Raw genomic sequence first — 12,230 nt, forward strand, 5'->3', positions numbered from 1 at the left:
TTTAAGCTATTTCAACTTTTGTAACTAAAGCTTTGCAGAAAACTAATGAAATGATAATTGGGTTGGTGACCCGAAAATCAGACGGGTAAATGCTGATGAACCTGCTCTAGGGCAAAATCGAGCTGTTCTTCTTGTGTTAATTCTGTATTGTCGAGAATTATAGCATCCTCGGCCCGGGTTAGCGGGCTTTCTGCACGTGTAGTATCTGCGTAATCTCTATGAGCCAGATTTTCAAAAACGTCTTCCAGAGAAGTAATTGTATCGCCCTTACTTTGTAATTCTTTAAAGCGACGTTCGGCCCTGATTTTGGGGTCCGCAGTCATAAAAAACTTTACCTGAGCATCGGCAAATACTGTTGTGCCTATATCGCGGCCATCCATTACAATATTTTTTGACTTACCCATGCGTTGTTGCTGTTTTACCATTTCTTTACGCACAATTTTGTTCGCAGAGACTTCGCTAACGTTTTCAGAAACTGGCATTTGTCTGATCTCTTCAGAAACTTCCTCACCGTTCAGCGTAATGTGAGATTCGTAATCCCTTGAGTGGAAGTTTAATTCGATATGCTGAAGTGCATCTTTTACTGCCTCAGGATCGCTAATGTCGACTTTATTGCGAATAAAGAATAGGGTAACAGCACGGTACATGGACCCACTGTCTATATAAATGAAACCTAGTTTTTTGGCTAAAGCCTTTGCAAGAGTACTTTTTCCGCAAGAAGAATAGCCGTCAATAGCTATAACCAGGTTTTTTCTCATATAAGGCAAAGTTAATAATTTGAGGAATGATTTTCAATCAAAATTTCTAATAAAGTAAATTGATGGCAATGGAAATAATTACTTTTGCGGCATGATACCCACTAAGGAAGATATTGTTAAAGTTGTGCTATTTAAAACTTCACGTAGCGGAGGTAAGGGCGGACAAAATGTAAATAAGGTTTCAAGTAAGGTTGAACTAATTTTAAATATACACTCAGCACCCTTTTTAAATGAGGATGAAAAGGAACTTTTAAATGAAAGGTTAGCGCATAGGCTAGATCAGGAAGGAAACCTGCATATTGTTTCACAAGAAGACCGCAGTCAACTGATGAACAAAGAAAGAACCATTATTAAATTAATTGCATTGCTGAAATCTGCGCTTCACATTCAAAAAAATAGGAAGCCAACAAAAATCCCTAAATCAGTTATCAGAAAAAGATTGGCAGATAAGCAAATAACAGCAGCTAAAAAAGAAAACAGAAGGCGCCCGCAGTTCGACTAATTAATTAAATCTGTAAAACATACTAATTGATCCATACTGGTGTGCTTTAGCTGTGCTTTTTATCTCTTTTGTTTTAAATAGCATTCCGAAATCAAATGTGAAGCGTTGTGAGCTGTAATTAAATCCAATCTGCTGAGCAAAAACAATAGGTTTTATACCAAATGTAACCGGACTATTGTTGTTGAACATGCTTCCTTGTACTGTTGCGTCATAAGCAACAAAATTCAATTGTGGCTTGGCGTAAAAGAAAATCTCTCTTTTTACCAATGCTTTTGTTTTTGCATTATTTCCAATTACTGCATTTGTATAAGCGGAATTGAACAGTTGATTAATGCCGCCTGCTCTAAATAAAATACCTGCCCCCGCCCCACTAAATGTGGTACCCACATTTGCATAACCATCAAATGAAAAATCAATAGCATTGTTGGATGCACGGTGTAATAGCTTTGTGTATTGGGCTGAAAGATTTACCGCCATCTCATTTCTGATCTGATATTGCCAGCCATCAAGCTCATAAAAGCCCACAGTATTATGTAATAGCTCTTGTCCGTCTTCAGCTAATGAATTTGGCCCGGTTGTTCCTATTTCTATACTGGTTTTTAGTACACTTTCATTACTATGGAACCAGCTTAAAGCACCTCCAACATATAAATACCCTGCAAATGGCCTGTCTTGTTTTTCAGGATCTGGTGCATAGCCCGAAATAGGGTTATACATTTTTTGCCCGGCAGATATTTCATAGGTTTTTTTTTCTAGTCCATTCTTTAGCTTGCTCTGATCCATCGCTCTGCGATAATTAATAAATAAACCATTGGTGTAGTAACGGTCAGAACCTTGTGCAAGATAAGAGTCATTGTCGCTTTTAAAACCGAACTCATTCTTGAAAGTTTGAGCGGAAGCACTAAATGTTAATATAGATAGAATCGAAAATAAGAGAATGGATTTGCTGTTCATTTGTTGGTTGTAAAAAAAAACTCCGGTATAAATTACCGGAGTCTAATATAGTACTTAATGACTAAATATAAGCCAATAGCCATTATTCGAAATAAATATTATGCCTTAGTTAGCAATTGGATTTGGTTTAACATTAAGATTCTGAGGATTTTTGACTTTTTCCTTAGTTAACGCAATCTCAATTACCTCTTTCATTTCGGTTACATAATGGAAGTTAAGATCCTTAATGTAACTTTCTTTGATTTCTAAAATATCTTTTTTGTTTGATTTACAAAGAATTACATCTTTAATGTTTGCTCTTTTTGCCGCGAGTATTTTTTCTTTTATACCTCCAACCGGCAAAACTTTACCACGTAATGTAATCTCTCCGGTCATAGCCAGATTAGGTTTTACCTTACGTTGAGTAAATGCAGAAGTTAGGGCAGTTAGCATAGTTATGCCTGCTGATGGGCCATCTTTAGGAGTAGCTCCTGCCGGAACGTGAACATGAATATCCCATTGATCAAACAGTAAATGATCAATATCAAACAAATCAGCATGAGCCCTTAAATAAGCCAATGCTATAATGGCAGATTCTTTCATTACTTCACCCAGATTACCCGTTAAGGTTAACTTTCCTTTTCCCGGGCTTAAGCTTGCTTCAATAAATAAGATATCGCCACCCACCTGGGTCCATGCTAATCCGGTTACAACACCGGCAACTTCGTTACCTTCGTAAAGGTCTTTATCGTAAATTGGAGCTCCAAGTATGCGTTCAACATCTTCAGAAGTTAAATTAGGCTCATAAGTTTCATCCATGGCAATTTTTGTAGCCACGCCTCGTACAAGTGAACCAATTTTTTTCTCAAGGCCACGAACTCCTGATTCACGGGTATAATCTTCAATCACTTTTTCAATTAAAGCTCCTTTTAAGGTAATATCTTTAGATTTTATGCCGTGTTGTTCCTTTTGTTTAGGAAGTAAATACTTTTTAGCAATTTCTATCTTTTCTTCAATGGTATAGCCATTTACCTCAATTATTTCCATACGATCCAGCAAAGCCGGCTGAATAGAGCTTAAAGAGTTAGCCGTTGCAATGAAAAGGACATTGGATAGATCGTAATCCGCCTCAACATAATGATCGTTAAAAGCATTGTTTTGTTCTGGGTCTAATACTTCTAAAAGGGCAGATGAAGGGTCCCCTCTAAAATCAGAGCCTACTTTATCAATCTCATCTAAAACAAATACTGGATTAGCAGCACCCGCTTTTTTGATAGACTGTATGATCCGGCCTGGCATTGCACCAATATAGGTTTTTCTGTGACCGCGAATTTCTGCCTCGTCTCGTATTCCTCCAAGAGCCATACGGACATATTTCCTGTTTAAAGCTTTAGCAATTGACTTTCCTAATGATGTTTTACCAACTCCCGGAGGGCCAACCAAGCAAATGATAGGAGCTTTCATATCACGTTTAAGCTTAAGTACAGCCAAATACTCTATAATCCTTTGTTTTACCTTTTCAAGGCCAAAATGATCTTTGTCTAAAATACGCTGTGCACGTTTTAGGTCAAAATTATCCTTAGTGAAATCATTCCAAGGTAGGTCTAGCAACAATTCCAGATAGTTTATCTGAACAGAATAATCTGGAGCGGCAGGATTCATTCTGCCTAATTTTTCCAGTTCTTTATTGAAATGACTTTCTATATGTAATGCCCATTTTTTCTTCTTTGCACGGGCTTGTAAAGCCTCGTACTCCAAATCAGATGAATTACCTCCCAGTTCTTCCTGTATTGTTTTTAATTGTTGGTTCAGAAAGTAATCTCTTTGTTGCTTATCAAGGTCAGTTCGTACTTTAGACTGTATCTGGTTTTTAAGTTCAAGCATTTGAAGCTCCAGTGTTAACAGTTCCATTACCATCATGGCACGTTCACGCAGGTTAGTCATTTCAAGCATTTTTTGCTTGTCAGACACATCGGCATTCATATTCGATGATATGAAGTTAATCAGGAAGGAAGTGCTTTCAATATTTTTTAATGCAATTCCAGCCTCGCTAGGGATGTTTGGAGACAGTTGAATAATCTGGCTCGACATTTCTTTGATAGAAGCCACCAAAGCTTTAAACTCTTTGTCGCTTTTATGTTTAGCTTCAGTAAACTTACTAATCGTTACTTTAATATAAGGCTCTGACTGAACTTCTTCGATTAATCTGAAGCGCTGCTTTCCCTGAATAATTACCGTAGTATTTCCATCAGGCATTTGAAGCATTTTGATAATGTGGGCAACTGTACCTACACTGTTTAATTGCTCAAAGGTGGGATCCTCTATAGAAACATCACGTTGTGAAACAACTCCAATAATCCGATTTCCTTTATAAGCTTCTTTTATAAGTTTTATTGATTTATCTCTTCCTACAGTAATAGGAATAACCACACCTGGAAATAAGACTGTATTTCTAAGTGGGAGTATGGGCAGGACCTCTGGTGTTTCTTCATTGTTCATTTCATCTTCGTCTTGTTGAGACATCAACGGAAAAAACTCAGTATCTTCATTTATGATAGGTAGTGCATTGCTAAAATCAAATTGATCTTGTTTACTCATTAATATAGTCCTTCTTAAAATTAAAAAACGACAATCTGACAGCATGTCGCTTGCGAAATTATTAATTATATTGAATACCTATAATTTCAACTCCTGTGCCAAAAGCACTATAAGTTGTTTTCTATGTTAAAAAGTCAGGTAAAAAATAATAATCCTTATACCCATCATATTTTTAATTATTTAACGTTTAGTATATCATATTTGTAAATGGTATGATAGTTGCCTAATGTAAACTCCGAGATACCTGGGAAAAAAAAGTTTAAAATTTGTTAGGGTATTGAATAAAACTAAATATATTTATTTTTTAATAAAAATTAATGAACTATTTCAAGCAAACAATTCTGGTATTACTTGTGATTTCGGCCAACAGTAGTATTGCTCAAAACAATAACTACGATAAGTTGGGAATGCAGGCCTGGTTAAAGGGTGATTATAAAGGTGCAGTGGCTCAATTAGAAAAAGCGGATACCAAAGACCCTAATAATTCTAACGTTTTAAAAATGTTAGGTTATTCTTATTACCAGTGTGGCGATTATGAAAATGCGATAAATACATATAGCCGTTTCCTGACTTTAAAACCATCAGATTACTCCGCATATTATTATAGGGGAAAAGCCAGATTAAATGTGGCAAATGATCCAAAAGAATCACTAAATCAGATGAGAGAAAGCTTTTATCTAGCTGCTATTAAAGATTTTTCGAAAGCAATAGAGATAAACGGGGAAGAAGATCCTCAGTTGTTACAAAACAGAGGATTGGCCTATAAGGACTATGGAATTTATAAATCCTATAAGATAAAAAAGGCAGTAGAGAAAAAAGCCTGCATTACCTTATTCAACAATTCGGTTTCGGATTTTCAAAAGATACTACTTGTTCAGCCACAACGTAAAGACATCATATCTTTAATTGATTACGTAAAAGCCCAGGTAACCAGTTTAAAATAATAAGAAGCTTAGCTTAATAAAAAAAGACCAATGCATAATTTGCATTGGTCTTTTTTTATTGGAAAGATCCAGTAATTGTATATGATTTTTTGGATAGTAATTTAATGTTTTGCGTTTTCTTAACCTGGTATAGACTGTCTGCATAGTAGGTCAAGGTATCAATAGACGTGTACAGAGAATTTGTATTTTTTATTAGTACTTTAAGACCAAACACCTCATCGTTTTTATAAACTACTGAGATCTCCTTAACCGGAACTTTCTCATTATCGGAAGAATAAAGCTCCTGATCCTTTGATTTTTTAAGTTCAAACAAACCTTTCCATGAAGCCCTATTCATGTCAGCGTCCGAAAAAAGAGCTAATTCCTTTTTCCAATCAGGGATTTTAATGCGCTTACTTTCTGTAGCACCATTCACACTTACTGTTTTGTTTATTAAGGGATTCTCTTTGTTTAGCCTTGTAGCTTCTTTTTCAAAATACCCTTTTACATCAAAATAGGTTAAGTCAGTTTTCTGTTTTTTATCAGTTGAATTGCTACAACTGATAAAAAACAAAGGAATGAAAAATGATAAAATTGTGTTTTTCATTTATACTAAACTGTTACCAGTCATAATTTCCGGCTTTTGAATACCCATTATTTGTAAAATAGTAGGGGCAATATCTCCTAGTTTGCCGTCAGCAACAGATTTGAAATCTTTATCAATTAAAATACAGGGAACAAGATTAGTTGTATGGGCAGTGTTAACAGAGCCGTCGCCATTTATCATATATTCTGAATTGCCGTGATCTGCAAGTATAATAAACGAATATCCATTTTCAATTCCTTTATTTACTACAATCTCAGCACAGCTGTCAGCTGTTTCAACAGCTTTAACAACAGCATCAAATACTCCAGTATGGCCCACCATGTCAGGGTTTGCAAAATTTAGACAAACAAAATCCGGCCAGCCTGTCTCCAGTTCTTTGCAAATAGCTTCGGTAATTCCTGCAGCACTCATTTCTGGCTGCAAATCATAGGTTGCTACTTTTGGAGAAGGGATAAGGATCCTTTTTTCATTTTCGAACTCTTGTTCTCTACCACCCGAGAAGAAGAAAGTTACGTGAGGATATTTTTCTGTTTCTGCAATTCGGATCTGGTTCTTATGATTTTTTTCAAGTACCTCTCCAAGAGTCTGAGAAAGATCGTCCTTGGTAAATATAACTTTTACGTTATTAAAACTTTCATCATAAGTTGTCATAGTAACATAATACAGTGGCAATTTATGCATTCCAAAATCAGGATAATCAGCCTGACTTAATACAGAAGTTATCTCTCTTCCTCTATCTGTTCTGTAATTGAAACAGATAACCACATCATCAGGTTGTATAGTTGCGACAGGTGAACCATCTGATTTTGTAATTACAACAGGTTTAATAAACTCATCAGTGATGCCATCCTTATAGGATTGCTCTATCGCAGAAATAGGATTACTGGTAGCCTCGCCAACACCTTTTGTAAGGAGGTCATAAGCTAACTTAACTCTTTCCCATCTGGAATCTCTATCCATAGCATAATAGCGGCCAATTAAGCTGGCTATTTGAGCATTAGAAGTTTCTAAGTGGCGATTAAGGTCTTCAATAAACTTAAGGCCTGAGTTTGGGTCGGTATCTCTTCCATCTAAAAAAGCATGTACAAATACATCTTTAAGTCCTTGTTCATCAGCTGCATCACATAATGCCTTTAGATGGTTGATATGAGCATGAACGCCCCCATCTGAAACAAGGCCTATAAAGTGAACTTGTTTATTATTATTTTTAGCATAATTAAAAGCATCTAGTAAAACCTCATTCTGATGCAAAGTTCTATCGCTTATTGCTTTATTGATTCGTCCGAGTTCCTGATATACTACTCGTCCGGCACCTAAGTTCATATGGCCAACTTCCGAGTTTCCCATTTGTCCTGCTGGTAAACCAACAGCTTCTCCGGAAGCCTCAAGCTTTGAGTTAGGGTATTTTTTTAATAAGGAATCAAAGAATGGAGTGTTGGCAGCATAAGCGGCATCAGATTTGTCTTTTTTTCCATAACCCCAACCATCAAGGATAAGTAATACTAGTTTTTTATTATTCATTATTGTCTACTTTTCGTTTATTAACAAAGATAAGTCTATTGTGCCTTTTTTTTGAACCTAATTAAAATTCATATCAATATTTGTATGTTTTTACAAGAACATGTCAATATATTTTATAGTACCACATACTGAGTGGTTTGTGTTATAAGTGGTTTTTATGCCATTAATGGCATAGTTTATGTGCAAGAATGATCATTAGCTATTTAGAGATTATGAAGCCCTTACTTTCATTATTTGTTTTTTTTATTCACTTTTCCTCTTTTGCTGCTATTCAGGGCGATATTATTGATGGCTTATCAACAAATTTTAAAGCTGGAAATTCAAAAGAAATAGCCGCTCATTTTTCTCCTTCTGTTGACTTAATTATAATAGATGAGGAAGATGTATATTCAAAAGCACAAGCTGAACAAATATTAAGAAGTTTTTTTACTAAATATATTCCTGTAAAATCATCCGTAATTCATAGGTTAAATACCAATCCCAATTACAGATACGGGGCCCTTTCTCTTGTTACAAAGAATGGAACTTTTAGGGTTTCCATTACAATGAAAAAGGCCGGCAATGCTTTTTTTATTACTGAATTAAGAATTGAGACTGAGAAATAGTTGTAAAATGCTATTTTTGGGTTTAAATTTAAGTTTTGGATAAGCTAACTATAGATCAATTTATAAAAAATGCTGTTGCGGAAGATTTGGGCGATGGAGATCATACCTCCTTATCAACCATTCCGGCAAATGCTCAGGGGAAAGCGAAGTTGCTAATTAAAGAAGACGGTATTGTTGCCGGAGTAGAATTGGCATTGCAGATCTTCAATCATATTGACCCTAGATTAATCGTAGAAGTATTTATTAAAGATGGGGCTCCCGTAAAATATGGAGATATTGTTCTAACAGTATCGGGTAGTACGCATTCAATTTTGTTGGCCGAGCGCCTGGTTTTGAATTGCATGCAGCGTATGAGTGGCATTGCAACAAAAACCAATCATGTGGTTGCGCTTTTAGGTAACTATAAAACTAAACTTTTAGATACAAGGAAAACCACTCCCGGATTAAGGTATCTCGAGAAATGGGCTGTGAGGATTGGTGGAGGTGTAAATCATCGCATAGGGCTATATGATATGATTTTAATTAAAGACAATCATGTTGATTATGCCGGGGGTATTGCAAATGCTATTAATTCTGCAAATCAATATTTAAAAGATAAAAAAAAGACACTCGATATTGAGATCGAGGTTAGAAATTTATCCGAATTACAAGAGGTTTTAAAGAATGGCAATGTAAACAGGATCATGTTAGATAATTTTACATTTGCCGATCTCAAAGAGGCTGTTAAAACAATTAATGGTAAATATATTACAGAAGCCTCGGGAGGTATTACTGAAGAAAATGTTGCAGAATATGCTGCTTGTGGAGTAGATTTTATATCCATGGGGGCATTAACACATTCTGTTAAGAGTTTAGACATGAGTTTAAAAGCCTTTTAGGTTATGATTTCCATCTATTCTATTTCAGCAGTTATTTTAGCATATCTGTTTGGTTCTATACCAACAGCGGTGTGGCTTGGCCAGGCGTTTTATGGTGTAGACGTTCGGGAATATGGAAGCGGCAATGCAGGTGCAACCAATACATTTAGGGTACTTGGCAAAAAGGCCGGTATTGCTGTAATGACAATAGATATTGCAAAAGGTTACACAGCAACAAAGCTTGCATACTTTATAGGTCTCTCTGTTACGGGTCCTCAAAATTCTTCGCAATTTATTAATTATGAGCTAGCCCTTGGTGTTACAGCTGTTATGGGCCATTTGTTCCCTATCTTTGCCGGATTTAGAGGCGGAAAGGGAGTAGCAACTCTTTTTGGAATGATTTTGGCAGTTAACTTCACAGCAGCGATGTTTTGTGTTCTGGTATTTGTAGTAGTATTATTGGCAACTAAATATGTTTCACTAAGTTCTATTTGTGCAGGGTTCACCTTCCCATTAAGCATAGTGTTCATAATTCATTCTTCAGTAAAGTCAGAGGTTTTATATGGTATGTGTGTTTGCATACTTATTTTGGTAACACATCAAAAGAACTTGGAGCGACTACTCAAAGGCAAAGAATCTAAAGTATATCTGTTTAAAAAAAGACAAATTAACTAACCTTAATCTAATGAAAAAGATATTAATAATCGGGGTAACAGCAATTGGCCTGGCGTTTTCCTCGTGCTCTACAGTTCCCTTAACAGGCAGAAGCAGGCTAAATCTGGTAAGTGATGATCAGGTGTTGCCAATGGCCTTTCAGGCGTATTCACAGTTTCTTACTGAGAATAAAACAGCAGTATTATCTTCAACAAATGCCCAGGCCCAACGCGTTAAACGGGTAGGAAACAGTCTTATATTATCTGTAAAAAGTTATATGAATAATAATGGCTATGCGGATTTAATTAAGGATTATAAATGGGAAGTAAATGTTGTAGAAAATAAGGAGATGAACGCCTGGTGTATGCCTGGTGGTAAAATTGTAGTCTATACAGGATTATTACCCGTAACTCAGGATGATGCTGGTTTAGCTACTGTTATGGGACACGAGATTGCTCATGCTATTGCAGGACACTCAGCTGAGCGTATGTCGCAACAAATGGTTTCACAAGGTTTAGGTGTTGCGGGCAATGTAGCGTTATCAAAAAATGCAAAATCTCAATCTGTATTTAATACGCTATATGGAGTAGGGACGCCTTTAGTGATGCTTAATTATTCGCGTAATCAGGAGCTGGAAGCGGATAGATTAGGGCTTATTTTTATGGCAATGGCAGGATATAATCCTCAAAGCGCAACTTCGTTCTGGCAAAGGATGGCTGCCGCCTCTCAGGGCAGTCAGAAACCACCTGAATTTTTAAGTACTCACCCTAGTGACGCTACAAGGATTGCACAAATCCAAAGAAGTATACCCGAAGCACAGAAATACTATAAATCTACAACCGGGAAACCAATAAAATAAGGAGGCATAAAGCGGTCGTCTTAAAACGGTCGTCATCTCGAAAGAAGAGAGATATCTCTTGGATAACACAGGCAAGAGATCTCCCTCTTCTTTCGAGATGACGAAATGGAGATAGCATGATTTCATTGATTATGATACATGCTCTTCAAGAGTTTGCATAATCGCTGATGCTTTAAGCATACACTCTTCATATTCAGCGGTAGCATTAGATGCGTATGTAATTGCCCCTCCGACCTGAAAGGACAGATATTTTGATGAAGATTGGTACAAGATGCTTCTGATGATCACATTAAAATCAAAGTTCCCCTCAGGCGTTATATATCCAAATGTACCAGAGTAAGCGCCACGGCGGCTAAATTCATACGCTTCTATCAGTTCCATGGCTTTTATTTTCGGCGCGCCCGTCATCGAGCCCATAGGGAAAGCATTTTTTATGGCGTCAATAAAATGTATCCTGGGATCTAACTGACAGGTAACTGTTGATATCATTTGATAAACCTGGGCGAAGCCATAAATTCCAAAAAGCTCTTCAACCACTACGGTTCCCTTCACCGCACTTTTGGTCAGATCATTTCTAACCAGATCCACAATCATTACATTTTCCGCCTGTTCTTTAGCATCATTTTGCAGGTTGAGCTTTATAAGTTCATCTTCCTTTATGTTGCTGCTTCGTCTGGCAGTTCCTTTAATCGGCTGTGAGATCAGTTTATTTCCTCTTTTACAGAGAAATCTTTCCGGACTGGCCGATAATATGTACTGATCTTTTATTTTAAAGAAACCTGAAAATGGAGTAGGGGATACCTTTTTTAATTTTGTGTAGATATTTAAAGGGTCTATATGGGCGTGTTCAGCAAAAAATTCCTGACAAAAATTAACCTCATATATGTCACCTCTTATAATATGTTCTTGTAGCTCTTCAACTGTTTTGATATAGAGCTCTTTTGATAGCCTACTTTGAATTTCAATTCCAGAGTGGGTTTCCTGGTCATCACTGGTATATTCCTCAATTTGATTTAACAGGGTTTGGTCTCCAAGGATAACCTTTATTTCTCCTTTAACCACTGCAATAAGGTATTTGGGGACAAAGAAAAACAAATCGGGAAAATTAAGACTGTCAGAATTCCCTGAGTCTAATTGTTCAACCTCGTTTTTGAGGTCGTAACTAAGTAGTCCGAACATCCAGTTTTTCTGGACTCCATAAAATTCTTTCAAGGAATCAAAAGCCGCGCCGTATTTAAGATTAATCGATTCTTTAATGCCAACGGCTAATAGGAAATCAAATTCTCCATAGGAATCAGGATAGCTGTTCGAATCATAGCAACAACAAACATCAAATGCGTTGGCCCATTGCAATGCTTTTTCTTTAAACGAATCTAAATCCTGTACTTTCATTTTGTTTGCGCAAATGTATAG

12 protein-coding genes are annotated in these 12,230 nt (G+C 36.5%); 6 read left to right on the top strand and 6 right to left on the bottom strand.

Translation table 11 applies throughout. The features are described 5' to 3' along the window. Positions 1–77: 77 nt before the first annotated feature. Positions 78–758 (bottom strand): (d)CMP kinase, encoded by a 681-nt coding sequence (cmk, locus tag AC1DDX_RS12120; RefSeq protein ID WP_172659304.1) that lies wholly within the window; start codon positions 756–758, stop codon positions 78–80. Between the two features lie 91 nt (positions 759–849). Here cmk and arfB point away from each other — a divergent pair, with 91 nt between their 5' ends. After that, on the top strand, positions 850–1,260 hold the full coding sequence (gene arfB, locus AC1DDX_RS12125) for an alternative ribosome rescue aminoacyl-tRNA hydrolase ArfB (protein ID WP_172659305.1): 411 nt from the start codon (positions 850–852) through the stop codon (positions 1,258–1,260). Here arfB and AC1DDX_RS12130 read toward each other — a convergent pair whose 3' ends face one another. Together AC1DDX_RS12130 and lon are read right to left on the bottom strand one after the other, a co-directional pair. Then, on the bottom strand, positions 1,261–2,214 hold the full coding sequence (locus AC1DDX_RS12130; RefSeq protein ID WP_172659306.1) for a lipid A deacylase LpxR family protein: 954 nt from the start codon (positions 2,212–2,214) through the stop codon (positions 1,261–1,263). 105 nt (positions 2,215–2,319) lie between these two features. Continuing rightward, positions 2,320–4,791: an endopeptidase La gene (gene lon / locus AC1DDX_RS12135; RefSeq protein WP_172659307.1), complete on the bottom strand. Its 2,472-nt coding sequence runs from the start codon at positions 4,789–4,791 to the stop codon at positions 2,320–2,322. A 317-nt stretch (positions 4,792–5,108) separates the two neighbouring features. Here lon and AC1DDX_RS12140 point away from each other — a divergent pair, with 317 nt between their 5' ends. Next, positions 5,109–5,735 carry a tetratricopeptide repeat protein gene (locus tag AC1DDX_RS12140; RefSeq protein ID WP_288883761.1) on the top strand — a complete coding sequence of 209 codons (627 nt, stop codon included), beginning with the start codon at positions 5,109–5,111 and terminating at the stop codon, positions 5,733–5,735. Between the two features lie 55 nt (positions 5,736–5,790). Here the strand turns inward: AC1DDX_RS12140 and AC1DDX_RS12145 are convergent, their stop codons facing one another. Together AC1DDX_RS12145 and gpmI are read right to left on the bottom strand one after the other, a co-directional pair. Then, the gene (locus tag AC1DDX_RS12145) at positions 5,791–6,321 is read right to left on the bottom strand and encodes a hypothetical protein (protein WP_288883762.1); all 531 of its coding nucleotides are present in this window, start codon (positions 6,319–6,321) and stop codon (positions 5,791–5,793) included. Beyond that, positions 6,322–7,842 (bottom strand): 2,3-bisphosphoglycerate-independent phosphoglycerate mutase, encoded by a 1,521-nt coding sequence (gene gpmI, locus AC1DDX_RS12150; protein WP_172659310.1) that lies wholly within the window; start codon positions 7,840–7,842, stop codon positions 6,322–6,324. Between the two features lie 212 nt (positions 7,843–8,054). Here gpmI and AC1DDX_RS12155 point away from each other — a divergent pair, with 212 nt between their 5' ends. The 4 genes from AC1DDX_RS12155 to AC1DDX_RS12170 are packed head-to-tail and all read left to right on the top strand — an operon-like array spanning position 8,055 to position 10,817. Further along, positions 8,055–8,447: a DUF4783 domain-containing protein gene (locus tag AC1DDX_RS12155; RefSeq protein WP_048907259.1), complete on the top strand. Its 393-nt coding sequence runs from the start codon at positions 8,055–8,057 to the stop codon at positions 8,445–8,447. A 35-nt stretch (positions 8,448–8,482) separates the two neighbouring features. Further along, entirely contained in the window at positions 8,483–9,325 is an 843-nt protein-coding gene (gene nadC / locus AC1DDX_RS12160) for a carboxylating nicotinate-nucleotide diphosphorylase (protein ID WP_288883764.1), read from the top strand. Positions 9,326–9,328: 3 nt separating this feature from the next. Next, on the top strand, positions 9,329–9,979 hold the full coding sequence (gene plsY / locus AC1DDX_RS12165) for a glycerol-3-phosphate 1-O-acyltransferase PlsY (protein ID WP_048907117.1): 651 nt from the start codon (positions 9,329–9,331) through the stop codon (positions 9,977–9,979). Between the two features lie 10 nt (positions 9,980–9,989). Then, complete coding sequence (locus AC1DDX_RS12170) at positions 9,990–10,817, top strand: M48 family metallopeptidase (protein WP_048907116.1); 828 nt, start codon at positions 9,990–9,992, stop codon at positions 10,815–10,817. 129 nt (positions 10,818–10,946) lie between these two features. Here AC1DDX_RS12170 and AC1DDX_RS12175 read toward each other — a convergent pair whose 3' ends face one another. Beyond that, positions 10,947–12,209 carry an anthranilate synthase component I family protein gene (locus AC1DDX_RS12175; protein ID WP_288883765.1) on the bottom strand — a complete coding sequence of 421 codons (1,263 nt, stop codon included), beginning with the start codon at positions 12,207–12,209 and terminating at the stop codon, positions 10,947–10,949. Between the last annotated feature and the right edge of the window lie 21 nt (positions 12,210–12,230).

This window comes from Pedobacter sp. 10L46_2, assembly GCF_056395165.1.